Below are 25,185 nucleotides of genomic sequence, written 5' to 3' on the forward strand. Positions count from 1 at the left end.
ATCCATTCTCGCTTGCTCGTTTTTTAAATTAATCCTTAACCCCCTCATTTACCATCAGTCAGTAAGGTAATGAAGCGGCTTAAATTAATACCATTCACTCAAAAAACCCCTTTAAGATCATCCAGGAATTTTCCTTAAGGGGTCGTTTCGTTTACCGTCTCCCTGTGAATCCTATTTATTCAGCCTTTGTTGCTGATTTATTTATCACATATTCCTTTATACGCTTAACAGCTTCTTGAAGTGCTTCTAACGATATAGCATACGATAAGCGTATATTATCAGGTGCACCAAAGCCAGAACCGGGAACTACGGCTACCAGAGCATTTTCCAATAGATCTTCTACAAAATCATCTACACTGTTAAATCCACACATCTCTGCCGTTTTTGAGACATTTGGGAACAGGTAGAATGCCCCCTGAGGTTTCAGACAAGTCAATCCCGGTATCTCAAGCAATTGATCGTAAATAGCATCCAATCTTTGTTCAAACGCACTTCGCATAATTTTAACTTGATCTTGCGGTCCTGTATAGGCTTCAATTGTTGCATATTGTGCGGTCGTTGTCGGATTGGACGTACTGTGGCTTGCCAAGTTCGTCATTGCTTTAATTAACGCTTGGTCACCTGCCGCATAACCAATTCTCCATCCTGTCATAGAATGGGATTTGGAAACACCGTTAATGACGATTGTTTGCTGCTTAAGCTCTTCGGAAAGCTCTGCTATCGATACATGTTCATGGTTGTGGTAGACCAATTTCTCATAAATTTCATCTGAAACTATAATAATATCATGTTTTAAACATACCTCACCAATCGCCTGTAATTCTTCAGCTGTGTATATCATACCGGTAGGATTGCTTGGTGAATTGATAATAAGCGCTCTCGTTTTTTCAGTAATTGCTTTTTCAATCTGTAAAGGCGTTACCTTAAATTGATTTTCTTCTTTACCTTCAATATAAACAGGCACTCCATCTGCCAATTTAACTTGTTCCGGATAGCTTACCCAATATGGAGTAGGAATCAGCACTTCATCCTCTTCATCCAAAATTGCCTGAAAAAGTGTATATAAAGCGTGCTTGGCACCTGAAGCGATAAAAATTTGGCCGTTACTGTATGTTAGTCCTTGATCTTTTTGCAGTTTATCTGCGACAACCTTGCGCAGGGATTGCAATCCAGCAGAAGGTGTATATTTTGTGTGGCCATCCCGCATGGACTTTTGCGCTGCTTCGAGTATGTTAGCTGGAGTATTGAAATCTGGTTCTCCTGCTCCAAGTCCAATAATGTCCAGACCTTGGGCTTTAAGCTCTTTTGCTTTGGCTGTTATTGCTAGTGTTGATGATGGTGTTAATGCTGATACTCTTTTTGCTAATTTCATCCGGTTCCATCTCCATCCTACAGATTATCGTAATTACGTATTAAATTGCCTGTTTTGAAATTCAGGTAATAATACCCATAAAGGTCTTTATTATTTTTATAGGTTACTTCCCATAAGGGTTGATTATTTTCCATTCCCAAATGGGCAGACACAATCTTCTTCACATTCTTTTTTTCTTTCACGATTGCAATGGCTTTATTTTTACTAATACCTTCTGAGAGGGCAATAATCTGGCTTTTCTTTTTCTTATCATCCGGCACCCAAACACCGATTTTTTTGCCATCTGCTGTTTTGCCAGTTATTACACTCCATGTCTCATTTCCATTATATAAATAGAAATCATCCACTTCTGTCATTCCAGCTGTTTCTCTGGCAATATCTTCTGCACTCTTTTCAGCGTCTTTCCTGGTGCTGTCACCAGCATAGATAGCCTGAATAAAAAAGCCACTGCCAATCAGGATAATAATCACTATGCTCCAAATTACTTTTTTCATATCTATTTCCTTTCAAGTTATGTACGGTATATTGAAAAAACAGCTGTTTGTTGATCTTGTTTATCTAATGCCAAGCCAAACATTAAATTCTCTTTTTTCAACGTTTTATTTAAAGAATCAACGATTTTATATAAATCATTCGTGTATGTCAATTTAACACTTGATAATAGCTCTACCTTACTCTCCATTGTAAGTCCTCCCAAAACGTAGCGCTCTCGTACACATTATACCAAAATAAAATTGCAAATAGCTTTACTTTACTAAAAAAGCGAGCCAAACATTAAATTCCTTACATATTCCTGTATATTGGCTTTACGTAATTTAGACCATGTTCAAACATACTTCTATCACTCCGAATCAAATCATTCTCGATCAAGACCCATTTGCTGTCTTTTTTATAATTCGGAGAAGTATTAAGCAAGCTTCTTAAATTAATGATTAACTCAGGTATTAAATCCTCATCTGGAATCGTGCTGTTCATTTCGACTGGAGGCTCAACCATTAAAATCATTGATCGGCCATTATAAGTATGCCAAACCTGATCCCAGCCAGTGTAATTCATTAAGAGAATTGATTGGTCAACAGCAAGATGATTTCGCAGCATTTTCATGGCAGAACCGGAGGATAGTCCCTGAGCCTGCAACTGTATGTGCGTAAATTCTGCTAATCCCTTCATATCATTATATATTGTTTTTAATGATTCTTGTGATTGAAAAAGAAGGATTAAGGGCTTTTGTTGCTTTTTCACAAAATTAATCAGCGTATATCCCGACTTTTCCTTCAATGGAGTCAATATCGTTAAATATTGCTCTTTTACCGGGGGGATCACCAGGCTACTCAACTTGTTTTCCTGAACACCTAATTGTTGTGAAATAAAATGGAAGGATCCACCTACCGTCAAGACATCTGAAATAAATAAAATATGGCTATCCGGCTTTAATAAGTTTCGATTAACCCATTTTGAGACCGATAAGGGCTGGGCATATATTTGGACTGAATTTCTATTTCCCTTTACATTCCAACTCGCCCAAACCTCATCATTTGTATCCAGACTCTTAAAAAACCTATTTAAAGTAACTCGGATTAAATTTATTTCCCCCGATAATTTTGTTAATTCATCAATAATGTTAAATTGACTTCGCTTTAATTTTTCAATTGGTACTTGGTTCAACTCACCAAGGATCTGTTGAAATTGTACTACTAATAAACCGAGAGAGTCATACAGATCATTGGCTTCTTTTAATAATTGATCCATGTATTTTTTATTCTCCAGCTCAGAAAAATCAAGCTTACATTGCACTCTAGGTCCGTCCATATCCTTTTTGCTTTTCATTCCATATGTGAACAATGCCTCAAAAAAACTCTCCACACTGCATGCGATTTCTTCCAATAAAACAGCCAGTTGATTTTCATTATATGGACCGGTTGTTTTTTCCTTTAAAAGTAATATGACAGATCTCAGTAATTGCCGATTATCCAAAGTTCCAATTTTATTCAAGAGATTCCTCACTTCTACATAGCTCAGCTCTTTCGTTAATCCGCTTTCAACAGAGGATGGAAAATAATTAGCTTCCTCAAGTACTATATTAGGGCACTCGCTTAAGAAATCCCCTGTTTGAATATCCGAAATTAGACTGTCATGAGTACTAAGAATAATCTTTGCCTGCTTAGCAGCCAGCATCTGTCTCGAATAGAAGTCCCGTTCCGTCCACGGCTTAAGCAAGCGTGGATGCAAATGGGCATGGTGGGCTACTTCCTTCCAATATTCTCTTCCCCCCGAGGATAAATTAAGCTCTTCCAAACAGCCTGTATTTGTCATGGTTAACCAGACTAATATTTGCATTTTTGCGATTGTACTTTCGTAATTTTGTTGTTTTTCCCGCATCGATTGCTCGAACTTCGGCAAACTTAAATACTGCTCCTTAGAATGCAATATGCTAACTTGATTTTGAATCATTTTAGAAGAATAATCCCTCTGAAAAATACCCATTAACTGTTCAGCTGTATGTTTAGTATGGGCAGCTATGGTTACCTGTACATGATTTTCATTGGCATATTCATAAAAGGCTTTTATATGTCCGGTAAAATCCCGTGTCCCATCTTCTACTAAACTAACGTTATGACTCTTAAAGCTCTTCTTTAATATGTTATGTAACGCTGATTCATCAAGAGAAATATGTTTTTTTTCATTCTCCTGTTGTGTTAGGCTTTCAATTGATTTCTGCCTAACAATTGCGATACCACGATAAATATCTAGATCTGGTCTCCATGGCTCACTCATCGTTGAATATTCATTTAATATCTCAGCCAATAATTCTTTAAGCTCGCTTTTTAATAAAAATGATAATCTGTATAATGATTTAATGGTAGGTTTCGGCAATTTCTTTAATTGTTTGTAAAACTCGATAAACAAAAGAGCCGTTACATAAGCATCACTGTCTGCTTGATGTGGCCGCTCATGAAGAAAGCCATAGGCTTTTCCTAACTCCTCTAGTTTAAAACTCGACATTCCAGGATTGACGATTTTTGCTAGTTCCACCGTATCTACGGTATATCCAAGAAAACGCTCATACCCTACACGTTCCAATTCAGCCTGTAAAAATGTCAAATCGAATAATACGTTATGAGCAACAAAAACAGCCTCATCCAATACACCAATAATGTAGGGTGCCAACTCTTTAAATGTCGGTGCATTCTCCACGTCTGCATCCGTAATACCGGTTAATTCCTGTATGAATAGAGGGATGGACCTCCCTGGATTTATGTAAGATGAATATTGGTATGTGATTTCACCATTTTCAATGACGTTAGCCGCAATTTGAATGATGCGATCACCATTTTTAGGGTTATTACCTGTAGTCTCCAAGTCGATTACTACATACTTACTTTTCATATTTAACACCTGCTCACTTCTTCTCTAACTTGCTTCTGTTTAGCTGATGGAAAAATTCACAATGGCACCTTATTTTCCATTTTATTTTTTGGGTCCCCTATCATACACTCTTCATATCATTTATCGTTACCCATTATCTACTGTTATATCAAAACCAGCCTTATTAATCAAAGAAGAATGAAGACTATTGGTTAATAAAAAACAAACGCTGGTTCCCTTAAAGATTTAAGGGGATCAGCGTTTGTTCATTAACAAAGTCATTAAATGATCGTTGCCTCTGGTTCGGCTCCAAGCATTTCAACAATTGTATTATACTCATCAAGAACAGCCACTTTAGGCCGATGGCTTCTTACATAAGCTTCTTCTATTAATCCATAGGATATAATGATTATTTTATCACCTTCCTGAACTAGACGGGCAGCAGCTCCATTTAGGCAGATTACACCACTTCCTCTCTTACCGGGAATGATATATGTTTCAAAACGTGCACCATTATTATTATTTACAATCTGAACTTTCTCATTTGGAAGCATATCTACCGCATCTAATAAATCTTCATCAATTGTAATACTGCCTACATAGTTTAAGTTTGCCTCAGTAACTGTTGCTCTGTGAAGCTTTGCTTTCATCATATTGCGAAACATAATCTTACCCCCTTGTATGACTATAAATTTATGATAATGTTGTCGATTAAACGAACAGACGTATATTGAACCGCCACTGCAAAGATTATCTTTTGATCATACTCTGTAATCTCACTCAAGTCCGGATAGGATAATCCTTCAAAATAATCGATTTGACCATTGATATGGGATTGCAAATACTCTTTCCCCTTTTCAAGCGCTTCCGCGGGACTGGCACCTTTTTGCAGCTGAGCTTTCACTTTGCAAAGACTTTTATAGATAAATGGAGCTTCTTCTCTTTCCTGCTCTGTTAAATTAATGTTTCTGGAGCTTAATGCAAGACCATCCTCTTCACGCTTAATCTCAACACCAACCAGTTCAATCGGGAAATTAAAGTCATGGATAATCCCTTCTACTACAGCAACCTGTTGAGCATCCTTCAGTCCAAAATAAGTTCGGGTCGGATGGACAATAGTGAACAATTTTGTCAAAACAGTCGCCACTCCATCAAAATGACCCGGTCTGGATTTTCCGCAAAGTACATCGGTGCGCTCATGCACTTTTACCGTCAGGGTTTGCTTATCCCCATACATTTCCTGAACTGTTGGATAAAATAAATAATCCACCCCTGCATTTCGTGCCAGCTCTTCATCCCGTTCCATATCGCGTGGATATTTATCAAAATCCTCATTAGGACCAAATTGAAGCGGATTTACAAATATACTGATAACTACCACATGATTTTTCTCTCTTGCTTCTTGAATAAGTGATAGATGTCCTTCATGCAAATATCCCATAGTTGGGACAAATCCGATGGAATGTTTCTTTTCCCTCTCTAAATCAAGTACTTCACGCAGTTCATTTATCTGGCTGATAATCTTCATTTTTCTCCTCCATACAATGAGGCTAGTTCTTCTTCCTTCATCGTGAATGAGTGATCACGATCCGGAAAAATTCCCGATTTCACTTCTTTTATATGCTCAGACAAAGCATAGCCAATCACATCATTTAAATTAGCATAGGATTTAACAAACTTGGCCACTCTGCCTACACCATATAATAAAACATCATGATAAACGAGAACCTGACCATCCGTACCGTTACCAGCACCAATCCCGATTGTTGGGATTATTAGTTCATTCGATATATGTTCAGCGACCTGATAAGGTACACATTCGAGCACAACGGCCATTGCCCCGGCTTCTTCACACTTTTTCGCATCCTCCAAAAGTTTAATTGCCGCCTCACTTGTTTTACCCTGGACTTTATAACCTCCAAGTACACCAACTGATTGCGGTGTTAAGCCTAAATGCGCTACTACCGGTATACCTGCATCTGTCATCGCTTTTATTTTGCTAATAACATCTCCGGCACCCTCCATTTTGACCGCATCAGCCCCTGCCTCCTGCATAAGTCTTGCAGCATTTTTTAACGCTTCCTCATTTGTTGTGTGATACGTCAAAAACGGCAGATCCGTCACGATAAATGTGTTAGGTGCGCCTCTTTTAACAGCCTTCGTATGATGAATCATATCCTCGATAGTGACAGGAACAGTAGAATCATATCCTAAAATAACCATTCCAAGAGAGTCACCTACAAGAATCATATCGACCCCCGCTTGTTCTGCCAGTTTAGCAGATGGATAATCATACGCAGTCAGCATTGAAATTTTTTCTCTGTTTTCTTTTAGTTTCAAAAAATCCACAGCAAATTTCATTTTTTCTTTCCTCCTTTTCATTCCGAGGAGAGAAAAACCTATTTACCAAATAAAAAATCCTTCTAATTACAGAAGGATGGATTGGCATAATAGCTTTTATCCCTCTGTCCCGGTCCTTTCTTGGATACAGGCAGAATTATAAATCTATTTAAAATGACTACTATACAAGGTGCAGGTCGTTTCCGCTCCCGCCCTTCTATGAATTATAACATTCAGTCATTTTTATATGCCATATATTAACTCATTTTCAATTAATTTCTTTTTTTAAAAACAACCGCTTAATATTGTCCATTATTGATGCACAGTTATATCTCCGGAATAAACCAAATGGCTTTTTTGCTCATCATCCATGATAATCAATACACCATCATCATTAATTCCGGTTGCCAAGCCAGTTAAAGATCCTCGCAGGCTTTGGACGGTGACCTTCTTCCCAATGGTAATGGTAAGCTTTTCCCAAAGCTGTTTTATTGGTTCAAAACCTTTTTCTAAATAAAGTAGATATATATCTTCAAAATTCTTAAAAAAGCTTTGTAAAAATTCAGATCGATCTACTCTTTGTTTCTTCTCGATTAAGACAGAAGTAGCGATCTCTTTTAACTCATCAGGAAACGATTCAAGGGGCTGGTTTATATTCATGCCAATGCCGATAATCACATGATGAATTTGATCGGACTCCGCATGAAGCTCTGTTAGTATTCCCGCAATCTTCCTTCCTTCTACCAACACATCATTTGGCCATTTGATTCCTGCATTCACACCAAATTTGTTTAGTGTCTGAACAACAGCTACAGCTGTTAACAACGTGAGCTGAGGGGCATGGTAGGGAGGAATATCAGGTCTCATAATCATACTTAACCAGATCCCTCCATTTGAAGGAGAATGCCACTTTCTTTTTAATCGCCCTGTACCTTCCGTTTGTTCATCACTAATCACAGCTGTACCATCTTTAGCTCCGCTTCCCGCAAGTTCTCTGGCAACAACTTGAGTGGATGAGACTGTATCATAAGAATATATAGATTGTCCTACAAATTCAGTCTGTAACCCCATTAGAATATCAGTGGCCCTTAGAGAATCTAATTTTTTCAAGAGCCGATACCCCTTTTTCTTTACAGCCTCAATTTCGTAGCCTTCCTGACGCAGCTGGTCAATATGCTTCCATATCGCCACTCTTGAACAGCCAACTAAATCAGCTAATGCCTGTCCTGATATATAATCCTCTCCAGCTTTCGCAAATGCTTTGGCAATCTCATGCTTTAAAGTTTGTTCTCTTGAATGAGCCATTGTTTAATTAACTCCTTTTTATTCGGGACCTTATGATCCAGAATTCCGTTAATCACTTCATGCATAAGCTCCTTAATCCACGGTCCACCTGGTTTATCAGCCCATTTCATCAGGTCGTTTCCGGAAACCTCTATAACAGTTTCCTTATGAATTGGCATACGAGCATGCAGATCAGTGATTGCGTCGTAGTCTGGGTCCGCATGATGATATACTGACCAAACCCTTTCCACGCTCAGGGTGTTTTCAAGGCCAAGCTGATAAATGGTATAGGGAGTAAATGAGGAACTCTCTCTTTTCTTCGTTTCACGGATCAACAGACCTATTTTTTTCATTTGACTTGAAGAAAGCTTCCAGTGACTGTATAGGGATTGATCCTGACCATTAAAGAGGGCAATCAAAGCCATCCATTCTTCAAATGATTCACAACGGTTTAAGGGCAGTGCAAGAAACTGCTCTATATGAGCCGCAAATTGACCAAAACCCGGAAAATAGGCTAGCAAACCTTCGTCTGCAGCAATTTTTAACCCTTTTTCTGGATATTGCCCAAGAACCATTTTTTGAAACTCAGCTGTTTTCCGTTCCTGTGCTATATGTAAGAGTAAATCGGCATTTTTCCGTAATGCCGATCGTGTATTTTCATGCAATGTAAACCCTAGCTGGCTTACAAATCGAACAGCACGAAGAATCCTTAGCGCATCCTCACTAAATCGTTCATCCGCCGGACCAACCGTCTCGATTACCTTTGTATGTATAGCTTTTTCTCCATCAAATGGATCATACAATTTTCCATCCTGGTCCATGGCAATTGCATTCATCGTAAAATCTCTTCTCTTTAAATCCTCATGCAAAGAGGTTACAAAGATGACTGAATCTGGCCGTCGATAATCTTTATATGCAGATTCTGTTCTAAATGTCGTGATCTCAAACGAGTCTCCTTTATAAAGCACTAATACAGTTCCATGATCAATACCAACGTCTACTGTATGGGTGAAAATTTCCTTTACTTGCTCGGGAGTGGCGGAGGTAGCAATATCCACATCATCAATTTCCTTCCCCATTAAAGTATCCCTAACGGCTCCACCAACAAAATAGGCTTCATAGCCCTTCGCCGTTAACTGATCCAAAACAGGACGCGCTCTGATAAATTCCTGGTTCATTCATCCTTCTCCCCATTTTTCAATAATGAATAATACAAGTCCTCATATTGATTCACGATATGTTCGGTTTGAAAATGATCTTTAATTTTATGAATAGCGTTATTACCCATATTTATTCTCAGCGAATCATTTTCAAGCAATTCCAACAATCGCATAGAGGCATCTTCGATATCTCCTAGCTCGATGGTGTATCCGTTAATCCCATCTTCAATAACCTCAGGAATTCCCCCAATTTTGGTTCCAAGACATGGAACGCCATAGATCATCGCCTCAAGAAGTACTAACCCAAAACTTTCTTTTTCTGACATAAGGACACATACATCACTAATGGAATAGAGCTCCTGTAGATTTTCCTGTTTTCCTAACAGAATTATTTTCTCCTGTAAGCCCATTGCTTTAATTTTTTTACTTACAAAAGACATTTCCGGTCCGTCGCCTACCAATAAAAGTTTACTCGGTATTTTGTCTGCCACGGCTCCAAAAGTGTCAATGATATCAGGTACACGCTTCACCTTCCGAAAATTCGAGACGTGAATGACAATTTTTTCATCTTCTTTAATTCCGAGCTCTGCTTTTAAATTAGCCACATTACCAGCATCCGGTTCAGGCGCCGGATAATCGATAAAATTATAAATTGTTTGGATTTCTTGATCCGGTTGAATTAATTCATATGTCTCTTTAACAAGTTCATGAGACACGGCCGTAACCGCATCGGATTTTTCAATAGCGAACTTAATCATGTCCTGCAGAGAAGAATCATACCCTAGTATCGTAATATCCGTACCATGGAGAGTCGTTACTACCTTTAGGCCAGAGGAGGTCATTTGCTTGGCCAAAATTCCGCAAACGGCATGCGGCATCGCATAATGGGCATGAATGATATCAAGCTCTTCCATTTTGACCACCTCGGCTATCTTGCTGGCCAATGACAAGGTATATGGAGGATATTGAAAAACGGCATATTGATTAACTTCAACCTGGTGAAAATATATATTTGAGTATCGCTTTTTTAAGCGGAACGGTACACTGGATGTTATAAAATGAATCTCATGTCCCTTCTCCGCCAGCTTAATTCCTAATTCGGTCGCAACAATCCCTGATCCGCCGACAGTAGGATAACAAACAATTCCAATTTTTAACTTTTTCATTTCTTTCCACCTAACAAATCTTGATCAAGTAAAAGAGGTTTTTTCGTTCTAAATCCTTCTGCAAATAACACGCCTGCCTCTCTTCCATATGCCCGCTCTCTGCCTTCGATTGCTTCGAGATATCCTTCTGTAAGAGGGGTCACAACCCCATCATCCGTTTTAATAAATTGAGAGGAATAGCTTTTTAAACTGGATAATTTACAATGAAAATAGCTGCTGATATCCACACAAAAATCGGGCGGATGAAAGCTATTGATCATGTAATAAAAAACATGCTTCGGCTTATGGGCCTCCAGCTTACTTTCATCCTCATATTTCCTAATACCAGCTGAAAAGACAGCCTCTTCGACCAAAGCTGCACAATGTCCATGATCCGGATGACGGTCAGGAACAGCGGGTACAAAGATGATTTCAGGCTTGTATGTTCTTATAACAGAAACAATCTTTGAGATGTTTTCAGGTGTGGGATATAATTGCCGATCTCCCATATTTAAATTCAAGCGTTCCTTTACACCTAAGATAGCAGCTGCCTGTTTGGCTTCCTTCAATCTGTTTGTGGGAGTACCATTCGATGAAAGCTCCGCCTCGGTTAAGTCACAGATGACAACGGAATGGCCTAATTCTGTATATTTTGCTATTGTACCCCCCATTCCGATTTCCACATCATCGGAATGGGCGCCAAAACATAGTATGTCTGTCTTCATTGTGGGCATATTACTCCTTTTCCCTAACAATATTTCTCCATTTAAGGTCTCCACGTTCTAAACCATGTATTAACATTTCAGCCGTTCCCATATTAGTTGCCAATGGAATGGAATAAACATCAGCCAAACGCATTAAAGCGGACACATCCGGTTCATGCGGCTGCGCAGTCAATGGATCTCTGAAGAAAATAATAATATCAATATCATTTACTGCAACCATCGCCCCAATTTGTTGATCTCCCCCGAGTGGTCCGGACTGATAACGATGAACTGACAGGCCTGCTTCATCCTGTATTCGCTTTCCCGTTGTACCGGTAGCAAAAAGCTGATGCTCTTTTAGGATATGTTTATACGCAAGCGTAAATCGAATCATGTCGTCTTTCTTTTTGTCATGTGCAATCAATGCGATTTTCATGGAACAGTGCTCCTTAATCAATAATATTTTCTAATCCATATACTAATTCTTCTATATTCATGACGGTTTCCACCGACAATTTAACTCCGCTCATAAAAGAGTTTCGATCATATGAATCATGTCTTAGAGTAAATGTCTGACCTTCTCCGCCGAACATGACCTGTTGATGCGCAACAAGTCCAGGTAAGCGTACACTATGTATTCTCATTCCTTCATAGTCTGCACCACGTGCACCTTTTATTGTTTCTTTTTCATTTAAATGTCCCTGTTTTTTTATTTGTCTTTCTTCAGAAATTAATTGTGCTGTTTTTATAGCTGTTCCTGAAGGAGCATCAAGTTTTTGATCGTGATGCAATTCAATAATTTCGACATCCGGAAAATATTTAGCTGCCTGCTTGGCAAATTTCATCATTAACACAGCACCAACAGCAAAATTCGGTGCAATAATACACCCAATTCCGTTTTCTTTTGAAATTCTTTTGATTTCATTTAAATCTTCATCTGAAAAGCCGGTCGTTCCAACAACCGGACGGATATGGTGTGATAATGCTGATAATGTATGGATTCTTCCAGACTCCGGAGTGGTCAAATCAATCAGTACATCCGCTTTAACTTCAGAGAAACATTTTTCATGATCTGTATAAATTGGAACATCTATACCGGTAAATCCATCTATTTCACTTAATTTCAACCCATCATTCTTATGATCCAATACAGCTACTAAATGAAAATGTTCTGTATTCATCACTAAATTTACTGCTGCTTTCCCCATTTTACCTCGCGGCCCTGCAATTATGACATTAATCATCAATCATTCTTCCTTTCTTGTCCAACGGTCTTTGTCCCTGGAATTGAATTTCTCCATCACCCTGTCATGTGCATCCTGTAAATCAATATTCAGCGAATTGGCCATACAAATTAGCACAAATAAAACATCTCCTAATTCTTCTTCAATTGCTTTTTCTGTTTCAGATTCTTTTTTGGGTTTTTCACCATAATAATGGTTAATCTCTCTCGCCAATTCTCCAAGCTCTTCAGTAAGTCTCGCTGTCATGGCAAGCGGACTGAAGTATCCCTCTTTAAATTGCCCTATGTATTGATCTACTTCCTGCTGTAAGTCAGCGATTGTTTTCTTATGTTCCATACAGTTACACCCTTTTCTCTTAATGTTAGCGTATTTCTTAGTTATCGAACAATAAATATGATAGAATGCAAAAGGATATCATTCATTATTTTTCCTCAATTGTACACTATAATAATAATTGAGTTAGCAAGAAAGGGGTTAGAATGTGTTTTTCAACTTAAAGCTTAAAAACGTCATACTGATATTATTAGGGGCTGCAATAATGTCTTTTGGCCTTGTTCATTTTAATATGCAAAACGCATTAGGTGAAGGGGGATTTACAGGGATTACCCTTTTAATTTATAACTTAACTGGTATTAGCCCTTCGATTACCAATATTTTATTAAATATACCTCTTTTCTTTGTAGGATATAAACTGTTGGGCAAAAAAACCTTTTTGTATACACTTATCGGTACCATCGCTGTATCTGTATTTATTGCGATTTTCGAAAAATATCAAATACATATTCCTTTAAAGGATGACCTAATGCTCGCGGCTTTATTTGCAGGTGTGTGCATTGGTGTCGGTTTAGGAATTATTTTCCGTTACGGCGGAACGACTGGCGGAGTCGACATCATCGCACGGCTCATGTTCAAATATAAAGGCTGGAGCATGGGAAAAACCATGTTTATGTTTGACTTCTGCGTTATCGTTTTATCACTCGTAACGTATTTGGAATATAAACAAGCCATGTATACACTTGTCCTCGTTTATATTGGCAGCCGTGTAATTGACTTTATCCAAGAGGGTGCATATGCAGCCCGTGGTGTGATGATCATAAGCAACTCCAATTCCGTGATAGCTGAAAAGATTAATCAACAAATGGAACGCGGTGTTACATTACTCAAAGGGGTTGGCTCATATACCAAACAGGAGCGCGATGTGATTTATTGCGTTGTAGGCAGCAATGAAATTGTACGCCTTAAGAGCATTATTACATCCATTGATCCACATGCATTTGTTTCCGTATCTGTCGTACATGATGTACTTGGTGAAGGATTTACGTTGGATGAAAATAAAAATCCGCTTGAAAAATAAGCAATATAGGAAAACCCCCTTCATATACGAAGGGGGTTTCTCTTATTAATCTTCACCATTCATGCCGGTTAGCATAAATACAAATCGTAACAATTCAAGTACAGCAACTGCTGCAGCTGCAACATATGTTAAGGCTGCGGCATCTAAGACTTTTTTCGTTTCTTTTTCTTCATCAGCCCTGATTACACCTAAAGCAACAACCTGTTTCATAGCACGGTTAGAAGCATTGAATTCAACCGGCAGTGTAACGAATTGGAATAACACGGCTGCCCCCATAAACAATACTCCCAGCCATGCTAGATTTAAGCTGCCAAGCAACAGCCCAGCTAAAATTAAAATCCAGGAAAAGTTAGAACCGATATTAGCAACTGGTACTAGCTTATGACGGATTCTCATAAAGGAATAATCTTCTTTATCCTGAATGGCATGGCCAACCTCATGAGCTGCGACAGCGGTGCCGGCGAGTGAATGACCATGATAGTTACTTGATGATAATCTTACCACTTTATTTGTAGGATCATAGTGGTCACTTAATACTCCATGTGTTTCTTCTACTCGTATATTGTACAAACCATTTTCGTCCAACAACTTACGGGCAACTTCCGCACCCGTGTAACCATTCGATGCAGGAACCTGTGAATATTTCTTGTAAGCCCTTTGAACTTTCATTTGTGCATAAATTGGGATAATTAAAAGCAGTATAAAATAAATTAAAAAGCTCATTTATATCCTCCATTTCATTTCTGTTATTTATAGTTGTGTTATGGTAATTGTAATAATGTCGTATTACATCTGTCAATGGATAGATATTATTCAAAATTTTATCAAAAATTCTGTTTTTTCTTTTTTGTATGAAGCTGATCATCTGAAGCTTTATATTTCCTCCATCCAACATAGGATAAGGTCATAATTATAATACTTCCAGTTGAAATGATTACCCACCAAAGGGATGGATCTGCATCATCTTTTTCTGCTTCCTCAAATATATCACGCAGCTGCTCCTCTAAGGAAATCATATCAGTTTGTGATTGATCAGAAAAGACTTGCGGACGATATTGATCAATGAATTGAATATGGGCATCCACTTGCTGAAAACGTTCAGGTGTTACATCTATTTTCAACGATGGATATATAATATTGTAAATCGTTAATAAATGATTTAATTTTTCCTGAAAAGCAATGGAATCCTGTTTCTGGATCGATACCTTTGTTTCCCCTGCAGCAGAGATCATGCTATCCTTTAAACTCGCCCATAATGGTGCGCCATCACTATGAACAGCATCAAGTACTAATCGGAATTTCGTTATTTCATTGATTACCTCATCATCTGTTTTTTCTTTATTTTTCACAGTTTGAATGGCTTCCTCATAGGCAATCGTTATAATATTAATTTCATCCATTGTATAGTTTGAGCTCTCAATTGCCTGATCATAAAATTTATCTGAAAATGCTTCCAATAAACGCTCTGCTTCATCACGTCTATCTACTTTTGCAAATTGAAGGGATTGATCAGCAAGGGTCTCTAACGAATTTTGTTTATCAGGTCCGTTAGCATAGGTCGTAATGAATCCTGATGATATTATAATGGCTATTGAGATAAATAAAGATTTAAACTTCATAAAAATATCCCTCCTCATACTACTTAATCGTATGTGTGAAGGGACAAGACTAGAACCATTTATTGCCTGAGATGAATGGAGTATATTTCCCGATTTTTACGAAGAGTAAACCAATACCCTACTCCAATCGAAAGTACACTCAGCCAAAAAGTGAAATAAGCAATTTGAGGGATATACTGATTTAAAACACTATACGTCGGCATCATCCCATAAACATAATCAATGATTTCATTATGTAACACGACAATCCCAGCCACGGTTAAATGCCATGGTTTAACCCGATAAAATGGAGCATAAAGAATTCCTTCAATTGCCATTGCAGCATGCGATAGAATCAGCATGACAGCGATCAAAGATACATAACCCTCTACAGAGAAAGTTAATATATTCATGACAACTGCCCAAATACCATATTTAAAAAGAGAAACGATTGCTAAGGCTTCAAATAAACCAAAATTGCGCCCTAAAAGCCAGCCAATAACAGCAATACAAAAAAATAAACTGGCAGTTGGACTGTCTGGTACAAAAGCAAGAAAGGCTACTGGTGTTATTTCAAGCTGCCCTTTATACCAATAATATCCGTATATTGTTCCCAAAAGATTAACAGTGAATAAGATCCATAAAAATGTCTGATTTCTTAATACAGCATAAAGCCAGCTATTCATAATATCCTCCATCACAATCTGAATTATTCCAAATAAAGTTGCTCGATTACTTGATTTTCAGCCAAATCATCCCTACTCTAAATTTCTCTCTAAATATGAGCTTTTCAATTCAGGTGGAAGCTCACTGGCCGCCCCATATTATTAATAATACAAATAACTATACCTCATTTGTCAACATGATTACGACGACTATGACGATCATCTTAGCAGACAAAAGGGGTACTCATCTGAGCACCCCTCAAAAAAACATTATTCCCCTTTTGAATCTCCGCCTGCATTTGCTCCCTTAATAAATTCTGCCAGAGTTTTTAATTCTTCATCAGAACCTTTAAAAACTGGTGGCATTTTTTTATTTTCGGTACCATTTACAGCGATATGACCGATTTCATCAACCTCTAATTTTGTACCAAGTAATTTAGGACCATTTCCACCCTGTAAGGAGTCCCCATGACAGCTTACACAGCCTTGTCCTTGATATAATTTATATCCCTCTGACTCTTTATCGATTGCTACATCCTCAACAATTTGTCCTTGCAGCTTTGCTGCTGCCCAGTCATGTTGAGAAACAGTTTCCCATGTTAGGTAAAATATAGCTGCAAATGCAAGCAACATAAAACCTACTGGGAAAATCCGTTTAGTTGGTTTGCGTTCCGGTCCGCGATCCAGAAACGGTGCAAGCATTAATGCACCAAAAGCTAGTCCCGGAATAACCAAAGCCCCGATTAAATTATATGGCCCGGAAGCATATGAATATTTAAGCAATTGATACAAAAACATAAAGTACCAGTCAGGTAAAGGCGCATATCCCGTATCTGTTGGGTCAGCAATCCTTTCGAGCGGTGATGGATGGGCAACTGTAAGACATAAAAAACCTACTAAAAATACAGCACCTACCATCCATTCTTTCAGCAAGAAATTGGGCCAAAAGGCTTCTGTTTTTCCTGGATACTCTGAATAATCTTTTGGAATATTCGGTTTTCTATCTGCGCTTATCCTTGAATCCCCTACAAATCTCATTCCTTTACCACGATGCATAAGGATATCCCCTCCTTCGTAACATTTCCATTTTCAACTAATATCTTATAGCGGTCCTGATATTCCCTGTTTGCGTATCATTAAGAAGTGAGCTGCAATTAGTCCAATAAGCGCCGCTGGAAGGAAGAATACATGAATCGCAAAGAAACGCGTTAAGGTTTGCGCCCCGACAATCGTAGGGTCACCAGCAAGCAACGTTTTTAAGTATGGCCCGATGAATGGCACCGAATCGATAATGGTCAACGTTACTTTTGTAGCGAATAACGCTTTCATATCCCAAGGAAGCAGATACCCTGTCAATCCTAGAGCTAGCATTATAAAGAAAATTAAAACTCCAACAATCCAGTTTAGTTCACGGGGCTTTTTATAGGCACCCTGGAAGAACACACGAAGAGTATGTAAAAACATCATGACAATGACGACACTTGCTCCCCAGTGATGCATGCCCCGAACAATTTGACCAAAAGCAACTTCATTTTGTAAATAATAAACAGATTCCCAAGCATTTTTAATATCCGGCACATAATACATGGTTAAAAACATTCCGGATAAAATTTGAATGACTACGATGAAAAACGTCAATCCCCCAAAACAATAAACAAATGCCGAAAAGTGATGGGCAGGGTTTACATGCTCAGGGACTTCATGATCAGCAATGTCGCGCCATAATGGCGTGATATCCAATCGCTCATCAATCCAATCGTACATTTTATTAAGCATTGATTATGCCTCCCTACACTTCGTTTTCTTTTGCATTGCCCAAGTATAATACTCCATCTTTTTCCTGCTTGTCGTAAACATCGAGCGGCCCGATTGGAGGTGTTTTCGGAATGTTTTTACCATTCTTTTCGTAACGCCCCCCGTGACATGGACAGTAAAATTCATTCTTATGATCTTCTGATCCTTCCCAGTTCACCGTACACCCCAAGTGTTTACATTCCGGAGAAAGGGCAACTATCTTGCCGTTCTCATCCTTGTAAACCCATGCTGTTCTTGTCTCTTCAGCTTCGTACCAACCATCTTTAACCTCAGTTTTATAATCGACACGAGTTGGTGTTTCAGTAATCTCAGATATTTTTAATCCGGTATTAATGAACTCCCCAGATGCATTCGCTTTCAAAGCTGGATCGACTGCAAAACGCAGCATAGGCATAAGTGTTGCCGCTCCCATGAACCCCCCAACGCCCATAAGCGTATAATTCAGAAATTGGCGTCTTGATACTTTTTGGCTGCTCATAAAATTTCTCCCCCCCTTATATCGAAAAAGTCATACAAAATAGAAAATTGCACAAACTCCATAAAACTAGGACATTACAATAATATCCTAATATTTTTAATAGGTCAATAAACTCCCAGTTAAGGAAATACATGTTTTATTTTTCCTGTTTTATACCAATATACTATTTACTTACAAAAACATCATTTATTCCAGGATTCTGTTAGTATATCAACAAGCTGTTTCATTTGATCACTTATAACTGTTTTAATCGCATCAAGAGGCATTTTTTCGATGGGGATTGCCGGTATCCATAAAACATGTCCGCTCTCATCTATACTTGTCCATTTACTGTCAGTAGTGAGAAATTGGATATATTTAAATCCCTGACCTCTATAATAATCTACCCAAACAGACAAGAGATTTAATTTCTCCTCTGTCTTACTATTTTTAATATATGGCAGAGGTAGGGCTAAAAATAGACGGCCCTTTAATTCTTTTTCGAGCTCATGCGTCAGCAATGTCATAAATTCATAGGATGATACCGTCTGGCTAAATGTATCATCAAAATCAACCGGATTTAACGGGATAACTATAGTATCAATATATTCTTTGGATTTACTAAATAATTCTGTATCAACTGACTGATATTTCATAATTTTCCCCCTCGACTTCTTTTTCCATTGTAAAACATAATAAGTAAAATATATACAAATAAGCTTACAATTCAGGGAGAAATCTTTGTTCCTCATCCTGCTGGGATAAGCAACTGCCAAATCAAGCGTGGAAGCATAAAAAAGACCACACATAATCTCTTTCTCTCAAAGAAATATGTGTGGCTGCTATTAGTTAAAAGATTCCTGAGATCGGATTCTTTTCAACTGACTGCTTAATTTATTAAATAATTCTATATCACGGTTATCAATTGCCTCATCAATCATCTGTGCTAACCGTTCCTCTTCGAATCTTGATAGACTGATTTTTAAAATATTTTCTGCAATATATTGATCCTGTTCATTACCGGGGAGGTTTTTTGGCTGATAAGGATTTTCCTCAAGTACGGCTGCATACTGATAGGATGAGTAGGCTGTCCTGAAATTCAATTGTATGTAGATATCCTCGTCCTTATTAAGCCGTATATCATGGAATGACTTCTCTGCGTCAGTTGTCATGATATTACTCTTATAGAATCTAAATGGCACATCTTCCACACAATGAGTGGACATGACCATTCCTTTTGGACAATACTTAGCTCCTTCCACGAAATGAACATTCATCATGAGCTGATCATGACTCATTAAGTAATTTAATATCCATACACATTCTCTGCGCTTTAATTGGTAATGGTTCAGAAACCAGCGTATAAATTCCTTCTTCTCATCGACAGAAACAGGGGTTTTCAAGGTGGAGCCCTCCTCTGTACAAATTAGTTAAATTCGTTCTAAAATATCAATATACTCATCATTGCTTGGGTCTTCGTGGAGTAATGTCTTAAATATCGACCTGGCCTCTTCAAATTTACTGTCTTCCAGCAAGAAATAACCGTATTCATGTAAAAAGTCTCTATTATCTCCAAAAAATTCATGTGCCTCTTTGTAACATGATAATGCTTCACTATACTCCTCAAGCTCTGAATATGCCGTTGCCAGGAGCCAATTAAATTGCGGGTCATCCTCCCCCATCGCTCTAACAGAGGATACCAAATCAATGACATGGTCAAACATTTCTTCGTGTAAATAAAGCTTGCCTAAAGTTAGAATTGCCTCGAGGTAACCCGGATCAATCGCAATAGCCTCCGATAGCCATTTAATAGCTTTCTCTGTATTTCCAAGCTTAGTTGCTAGCTCAGCACCATACAGGAATATTTCCTTATTGAAAGGATCTTCCTTAATCCCTTCTTCTGCAACATCCAGTGCTTTTTCCAAATCAAGGGACTCTTCATAGGCCATGGCTAAATACAAATAAAGTGAATGATAGGCAGGGTCTATTTCCTTAAGCTCTGTAAACTTAGCTATTGCCGTTGGAAATTCTCCTGCATGATACGCAGCAAATCCATATTCAAACAATAAATTTACGTCATCATCCTCCCTGCCAGCTTTCTTGAAATAAGGGAGCGACTCTTCAAATTCGCCCAATGATACAAGTGATAAGGCTAATCTCTTATAAATTGAAACGCCATTTATTACAGTCTCATTCTTTAAGATACTGCTATATAATTCTACAGCCGAACGGAAATGTCCTTGTTGATAATAAAGTTCTGCAAGAGCAAATTTTACAATAGGTTCATCCGGTAAAATTCGATTGGCCTCTTTCAGCTTTTGAACACTGACCTCCTCCATACCCATTCCCTGATATAAATCCCCTAATAATAGGAGTGCTCCTGGGTACATCGGATCTTCCTGATCAATTTTCTCTAAATACAACAATGCTTCCTCTTCCTGCCCCAATTCAGTTGATACTTCAGCCAATGAAAATAAAATCTCTCCTTCATCGGGATAACGCTTCAGCAATTCTTCAAAAAGCTCCTTTGCCTCTTCCATAAACCCAAGTGAAGCGATTTCTTCCGCCAAGGTATAAACATCGTCATCATTGTTGGATTGCTTAATCTGATTTATATGTTTTTTAGCTTCTTCAAATTCACCTTGCATCAGTTTTTTTATAATTGATTCAATTTTCATCATTGGTATTCCTTTCTGTTTCCCTAAATCTATAACAAATCTGCTGGTCATTCGGCAAAATAATGTTCGTCCAATCCGGAGCCTCTAAAATTTTGTTATTACCCCTATTATACTCACTTTTTTTAACCTGTATAAAGAGCTAATGGAAACTCCAGAAAAAAATATTTATCTGATAAGGAAATTAAATGATTTTTTTGTGGTATAGAGCTTGGAGTCTTAATTTTAAGGTTATATAAGTATACTTTATCATTTAACAAAAAGCGACCGAATCGTACTCTTCCATTTCATTCTATCTATCCATTTAATTGATTACATTTTCACCGCCCTATCAACCATTTTTACATGTGTAAAGGCAAGGGTTTCATTGACTTTCTTTTAGACATGCTATGAAACTATCAGAAATTTTAGTACCAAAAAAGAGAGGTTCCCCTCTCTTTTATTTCTGAATGGATACAAGCTTAATTAAATCATCAAAGAAACCTGGATAGGATACTGAAATGGCATCAGCATTGTTTAATACTACAGAGTCTTTGGAAAGCAGTGAAGCAATCGCCAATGTCATTCCGATACGGTGGTCCCCCAGGCTGTCCACCGTACCTCCATGCAAGGTTTGTTCTCCCTCAATGATTAAACCATCGTCTGTTGGAGTTATATCAACACCAAGCGCACCCAATTGAGTAGCGATGGCATCAATTCGATTTGTTTCTTTAACCTTTAACTCAGCAGCATCTTTAATGACGGTTTTTCCCTTAGCCTGTGAAGCTAACAGGGCAATAACAGGCAGCTCATCAATTAACCTTGGAATGATATCTCCGGCAATTGTTATCCCCTTTAAAGAGGAAGTTTTTACTGTAACCGTACCGGATTCTTCCGCAAGTTCTCCGAGTTTGTCTAACTGAATTTCAATATTTGCTCCCATTTCTTTCAAAACATCAATAATCCCCGTTCTTGTTTGATTCAGCCCAACGTTCTTTAATATAATCTCACTGTTTGGTACAATGGTACCGGCAACCATCCAAAACGCTGCAGAGGAGATATCTCCGGGAACATGAACATCCTTTCCGCTCAGCACCTGATTTCCTGTAACTCTGATCATATTGCCGTCGATATGGATGCTCCCCCCAAACGATTCAATCATCCGTTCAGTATGATCCCTCGTGGCTGCTTTTTCAATGACCGTTGTGGTTCCTTTCGCATGTAATCCAGCCAAAAGAATAGCTGATTTCACCTGGGCACTTGCTACCGGAAGCTCATATTCAATACCTGACAGCTCACCTTGGTTCATTTCAAGCGGTATAAAGTTACCATCCTCTTTTCCGGATATTCTTGCTCCCATTTTCCTCAGCGGATCTACCACTCTTCTCATTGGCCTTTTTGCAATGGATTCATCACCAGTGAAAGTGATAGAAAAGGGCTGGTTGGCGAGTAACCCCATAAGCAGTCGGATGGTTGTCCCTGAATTGCCGACATCAAGCAAGCCAATCGGCTCCTTTAAACCGCCATATCCATTACCCTGGATGGTGACCTTATCGCCTTCTCTTTGTATATCCACACCCATTTTTTGAAAACACTCAATAGTACTTAAGCAATCCTGACCCTCTAAGAAATGATATACCGTCGTTTTCCCTTCCGCTATTGCCCCAAACATGACCGCTCTGTGCGAAATAGATTTATCTCCCGGCACTTCAATCGTGCCTTTCAACTGGGGGTTTTTGAATAATAGGATTTTTCCCATGCCTTTCCTCCTTTTTTATCTCAGTCATAATAAGTATCGTAATTAGTTGCATCACGTAAACATTCCACCGCTAGTTTGCGATCTTCACCTGATTGGAAGGAAATCACCAATACACCGTACACTTCTTCACGCGTCTCAATGATTCTTATATTAGTAATACTTATATTAGATTTTGCTAAATAACCGGTAATCTCCGAAATGACCCCTGGATAATCCGGGACATCCACATATAAATCATAAAAGGACGGAATTGCACCCTTTTTACGGGCCGGCATCTCATCACGAAACATTTTTGCACTTTGGAAAAAGGAATATAATCTTGCCTCATCCTTCGTACGAATCCATTCTCTCACCTCTGACATTTCATCTATCCAGGAGTCCAAAAGATCGATTAATACTTGATCATTTTGAATCAGAATATCCTTCCACATTTGGGGACTGGATGAAGCTATTCGGGTAATATCCCTGAATCCTCCGGCAGCAAGTCTTGCAACTAAATCATGTTTCGCTTCAGCCTGTTCAGCCTGATTAACAATCGAGGCTGCCATAATATGCGGCAAATGACTGATGACACCTGTCATTAAATCGTGCTCATGAGCATCCACTTCAATGAATTTGGCTTTCGTCCCCTTCAGCCACATCTTCAGCTCAGCAACCTCTTTAACACCTGCATGAGCAGCCGGTGTCAATATATAAAAAGCATTTTCAAAAAGATGCACTTTTGCCGCAGCTACTCCGCTTTTATGAGATCCAGCCATTGGGTGACCGCCTATAAACGTATAATTCATGCTAAACAAACGCTCTGCTTCTTTCATGATCTTTGCCTTTGTACTTCCTACATCCGTAATTATAACGTTTTTTTTCAGCGTACATGCTGACAGGCTTTCCATAACGGTTGATGTAGCTTGCACCGGGACTCCGATAATGATAACATCTGCTCTTCCGGCAGCCTCTTTATAATCCGTAATTTCTTCATCTATTACTTTTAATGCTTTTGCCAGCTGCACCTGTTTTCGATCCACATCATACCCTAGTATCAATGCCTTCGGATGTTCCTTTTTAATAGATAAAGCAATGGATCCTCCAATTAAACCAAGACCTATCATTAATACATTCCCACGCATGGAGGCACCTCACCTACTATCTATTTGATTTCTTTATTTTCTTTCATCAAGAGGAAATTTTTCAGCTCTTTCAAAACAGCTTCATTCTGCTGGTCAGAACCAACTGTAATCCGAATGGATGTCGGGAAACCCAAAGCCTGGCCGGAACGAACGATAAAGCCTTTTCTCATTAAATACTGAAAGACTTCATTCCCATCATGACCTGTATCGATTAAGATAAAATTTGCTTGTGATGGATAGTAACTTAAGTTATGAATCTTACAAAATTCATAATATTGCTGAAGACCATCTCTATTTTTTTGTTTGCATTCCTCAATAAATTGTTGATCACTTATAGCAGCAATCGCAGCCTTTTGAGCTAATGCATTGACGTTAAACGGCTCTCTTGCAGGCTCAAGCATACGGATAATATCGGAATTAGCCACTCCATAACCAATACGCAAAGCCGCCATCCCGTAAATCTTGGAAAAAGTATGCAATAGGATTAAATTATCAAACTGATTAATTAACGGCAAGATTTCAGGATAATCTATAGCTGTGACGTACTCATAATAAGCTGCATCAAATACAACTAATACATCGTTAGGCACCTGACTCAAAAATGGGAGAAGCTCCTCACCTCTTATGTATTCGCCTGTCGGATTATTAGGAGAACAAATCCACACAATCCCCGTGTCAGCATCAATCTGACGAAGCATGCCATCAAGATCATGTCTGCCATTTATATGCGGCACCTCCCTGATCTCTGACTGCTCCAGAATGGCATTATGGCTATACTGACTAAAGGTACCCGTAGACATAACCGTATTTACACCAGGAGCAAGAATCGCCTTTGCTATCATTTGGATAATATTATCTGAACCATTTCCAAAGATAAGCTGATTTTTTTCAACTCCTAAATAGTTAGATAAGACTTCACGCAAATTAACGGCCCCGCCATCCGGATACAAGGGAAGTGACCATTCTGTTTCCTTCAGCGTTTTTGCGACCTCGGATGAATATCCATATGGGTTTTCATTTGATGCCAGTTTGATGATCTCCTCCAACCCAAACTCCCTTTTTACGTCCTCAATTGGTTTGCCTGGCTTATAAGGCTCTAATGTATATAAATGATTCTTCCATTTCAAAGCTCCAGTTCCCCCTT

27 protein-coding genes are annotated in these 25,185 nt (G+C 38.5%); 1 reads left to right on the plus strand and 26 read right to left on the minus strand.

Features of this window, described 5'->3' with window-relative positions:
* Positions 1 to 175: 175 nt before the first annotated feature.
* From A8L44_RS13740 to A8L44_RS13805, 14 genes are all read right to left on the minus strand, one after another.
* On the minus strand, positions 176 to 1,372 hold the full coding sequence (locus A8L44_RS13740; RefSeq protein ID WP_066107373.1) for a pyridoxal phosphate-dependent aminotransferase: 1,197 nt from the start codon (positions 1,370 to 1,372) through the stop codon (positions 176 to 178).
* A 17-nt stretch (positions 1,373 to 1,389) separates the two neighbouring features.
* The gene (locus A8L44_RS13745) at positions 1,390 to 1,866 is read right to left on the minus strand and encodes a cell wall elongation regulator TseB-like domain-containing protein (protein WP_066107378.1); all 477 of its coding nucleotides are present in this window, start codon (positions 1,864 to 1,866) and stop codon (positions 1,390 to 1,392) included.
* A gap of 17 nt (positions 1,867 to 1,883) precedes the next feature.
* On the minus strand, positions 1,884 to 2,054 hold the full coding sequence (locus tag A8L44_RS13750) for a YpmA family protein (RefSeq protein WP_066107380.1): 171 nt from the start codon (positions 2,052 to 2,054) through the stop codon (positions 1,884 to 1,886).
* Between the two features lie 101 nt (positions 2,055 to 2,155).
* Positions 2,156 to 4,759, minus strand: a complete 2,604-nt coding sequence (locus tag A8L44_RS13755; RefSeq protein ID WP_066107383.1) for an exonuclease domain-containing protein — start codon at positions 4,757 to 4,759, stop codon at positions 2,156 to 2,158.
* 260 nt (positions 4,760 to 5,019) lie between these two features.
* A complete protein-coding gene (gene panD / locus A8L44_RS13760; RefSeq protein ID WP_066107385.1) occupies positions 5,020 to 5,403 on the minus strand; it encodes an aspartate 1-decarboxylase in 384 nt (127 codons plus the stop codon).
* Positions 5,404 to 5,423: 20 nt separating this feature from the next.
* The gene (gene panC, locus A8L44_RS13765) at positions 5,424 to 6,266 is read right to left on the minus strand and encodes a pantoate--beta-alanine ligase (protein WP_066107388.1); all 843 of its coding nucleotides are present in this window, start codon (positions 6,264 to 6,266) and stop codon (positions 5,424 to 5,426) included.
* Positions 6,263 to 7,099 carry a 3-methyl-2-oxobutanoate hydroxymethyltransferase gene (gene panB, locus A8L44_RS13770; protein WP_066107390.1) on the minus strand — a complete coding sequence of 279 codons (837 nt, stop codon included), beginning with the start codon at positions 7,097 to 7,099 and terminating at the stop codon, positions 6,263 to 6,265. Before panB ends, panC begins: the two co-directional genes overlap by 4 nt.
* A gap of 291 nt (positions 7,100 to 7,390) precedes the next feature.
* Positions 7,391 to 8,383: a biotin--[acetyl-CoA-carboxylase] ligase gene (locus A8L44_RS13775; RefSeq protein WP_066107394.1), complete on the minus strand. Its 993-nt coding sequence runs from the start codon at positions 8,381 to 8,383 to the stop codon at positions 7,391 to 7,393.
* Entirely contained in the window at positions 8,356 to 9,540 is a 1,185-nt protein-coding gene (locus tag A8L44_RS13780) for a CCA tRNA nucleotidyltransferase (RefSeq protein ID WP_066107396.1), read from the minus strand. The genes A8L44_RS13775 and A8L44_RS13780 overlap by 28 nt, the downstream gene beginning before the upstream one ends.
* Positions 9,537 to 10,688 carry an N-acetyl-alpha-D-glucosaminyl L-malate synthase BshA gene (gene bshA / locus A8L44_RS13785; protein ID WP_066107399.1) on the minus strand — a complete coding sequence of 384 codons (1,152 nt, stop codon included), beginning with the start codon at positions 10,686 to 10,688 and terminating at the stop codon, positions 9,537 to 9,539. The genes A8L44_RS13780 and bshA overlap by 4 nt, the downstream gene beginning before the upstream one ends.
* Entirely contained in the window at positions 10,685 to 11,392 is a 708-nt protein-coding gene (gene bshB1 / locus A8L44_RS13790) for a bacillithiol biosynthesis deacetylase BshB1 (RefSeq protein ID WP_066107402.1), read from the minus strand. The genes bshA and bshB1 overlap by 4 nt, the downstream gene beginning before the upstream one ends.
* Before the next feature lie 10 nt (positions 11,393 to 11,402).
* A complete protein-coding gene (mgsA, locus tag A8L44_RS13795; protein ID WP_066107405.1) occupies positions 11,403 to 11,807 on the minus strand; it encodes a methylglyoxal synthase in 405 nt (134 codons plus the stop codon).
* Between the two features lie 13 nt (positions 11,808 to 11,820).
* Positions 11,821 to 12,615 (minus strand): 4-hydroxy-tetrahydrodipicolinate reductase, encoded by a 795-nt coding sequence (dapB, locus tag A8L44_RS13800; protein WP_066107408.1) that lies wholly within the window; start codon positions 12,613 to 12,615, stop codon positions 11,821 to 11,823.
* A 3-nt stretch (positions 12,616 to 12,618) separates the two neighbouring features.
* Positions 12,619 to 12,951, minus strand: a complete 333-nt coding sequence (locus A8L44_RS13805) for a nucleotide pyrophosphohydrolase (protein WP_066107409.1) — start codon at positions 12,949 to 12,951, stop codon at positions 12,619 to 12,621.
* 145 nt (positions 12,952 to 13,096) lie between these two features.
* Between A8L44_RS13805 and A8L44_RS13810 the strand changes: the two genes are divergently transcribed.
* Positions 13,097 to 13,969, plus strand: a complete 873-nt coding sequence (locus A8L44_RS13810) for a YitT family protein (protein WP_066107413.1) — start codon at positions 13,097 to 13,099, stop codon at positions 13,967 to 13,969.
* 45 nt (positions 13,970 to 14,014) lie between these two features.
* Here the strand turns inward: A8L44_RS13810 and A8L44_RS13815 are convergent, their stop codons facing one another.
* The 12 genes from A8L44_RS13815 to hisC form a co-directional block, all read right to left on the minus strand.
* A complete protein-coding gene (locus A8L44_RS13815; RefSeq protein ID WP_066107416.1) occupies positions 14,015 to 14,692 on the minus strand; it encodes a zinc metallopeptidase in 678 nt (225 codons plus the stop codon).
* Between the two features lie 101 nt (positions 14,693 to 14,793).
* Entirely contained in the window at positions 14,794 to 15,588 is a 795-nt protein-coding gene (locus tag A8L44_RS13820) for a sporulation protein YpjB (RefSeq protein WP_066107420.1), read from the minus strand.
* Positions 15,589 to 15,647: 59 nt separating this feature from the next.
* Positions 15,648 to 16,253 (minus strand): DUF1405 domain-containing protein, encoded by a 606-nt coding sequence (locus A8L44_RS13825; RefSeq protein ID WP_066107421.1) that lies wholly within the window; start codon positions 16,251 to 16,253, stop codon positions 15,648 to 15,650.
* A gap of 249 nt (positions 16,254 to 16,502) precedes the next feature.
* On the minus strand, positions 16,503 to 17,288 hold the full coding sequence (locus A8L44_RS13830; RefSeq protein ID WP_066107424.1) for a menaquinol-cytochrome c reductase cytochrome b/c subunit: 786 nt from the start codon (positions 17,286 to 17,288) through the stop codon (positions 16,503 to 16,505).
* A gap of 45 nt (positions 17,289 to 17,333) precedes the next feature.
* Complete coding sequence (qcrB, locus tag A8L44_RS13835) at positions 17,334 to 18,008, minus strand: menaquinol-cytochrome c reductase cytochrome b subunit (RefSeq protein WP_066107427.1); 675 nt, start codon at positions 18,006 to 18,008, stop codon at positions 17,334 to 17,336.
* Positions 18,009 to 18,021: 13 nt separating this feature from the next.
* The gene (locus A8L44_RS13840) at positions 18,022 to 18,525 is read right to left on the minus strand and encodes a ubiquinol-cytochrome c reductase iron-sulfur subunit (RefSeq protein ID WP_066107430.1); all 504 of its coding nucleotides are present in this window, start codon (positions 18,523 to 18,525) and stop codon (positions 18,022 to 18,024) included.
* Between the two features lie 182 nt (positions 18,526 to 18,707).
* Positions 18,708 to 19,160 carry a DUF2487 family protein gene (locus A8L44_RS13845; protein WP_066107433.1) on the minus strand — a complete coding sequence of 151 codons (453 nt, stop codon included), beginning with the start codon at positions 19,158 to 19,160 and terminating at the stop codon, positions 18,708 to 18,710.
* Between the two features lie 189 nt (positions 19,161 to 19,349).
* Positions 19,350 to 19,907: a ReoY family proteolytic degradation factor gene (locus A8L44_RS13850; protein WP_066107436.1), complete on the minus strand. Its 558-nt coding sequence runs from the start codon at positions 19,905 to 19,907 to the stop codon at positions 19,350 to 19,352.
* Positions 19,908 to 19,934: 27 nt separating this feature from the next.
* Positions 19,935 to 21,182, minus strand: a complete 1,248-nt coding sequence (locus A8L44_RS13855; protein WP_254654729.1) for a tetratricopeptide repeat protein — start codon at positions 21,180 to 21,182, stop codon at positions 19,935 to 19,937.
* A 436-nt stretch (positions 21,183 to 21,618) separates the two neighbouring features.
* Positions 21,619 to 22,917: a 3-phosphoshikimate 1-carboxyvinyltransferase gene (gene aroA / locus A8L44_RS13860; RefSeq protein WP_066107439.1), complete on the minus strand. Its 1,299-nt coding sequence runs from the start codon at positions 22,915 to 22,917 to the stop codon at positions 21,619 to 21,621.
* Between the two features lie 20 nt (positions 22,918 to 22,937).
* Positions 22,938 to 24,041, minus strand: a complete 1,104-nt coding sequence (locus tag A8L44_RS13865; protein ID WP_066107442.1) for a prephenate dehydrogenase — start codon at positions 24,039 to 24,041, stop codon at positions 22,938 to 22,940.
* 20 nt (positions 24,042 to 24,061) lie between these two features.
* The gene (hisC, locus tag A8L44_RS13870; RefSeq protein ID WP_066107445.1) at positions 24,062 to 25,168 is read right to left on the minus strand and encodes a histidinol-phosphate transaminase; all 1,107 of its coding nucleotides are present in this window, start codon (positions 25,166 to 25,168) and stop codon (positions 24,062 to 24,064) included.
* Between the last annotated feature and the right edge of the window lie 17 nt (positions 25,169 to 25,185).

The organism is Bacillus sp. FJAT-27986 (assembly GCF_001685035.1).
In the GTDB taxonomy this organism is placed as follows: domain Bacteria; phylum Bacillota; class Bacilli; order Bacillales; family Pradoshiaceae; genus Pradoshia.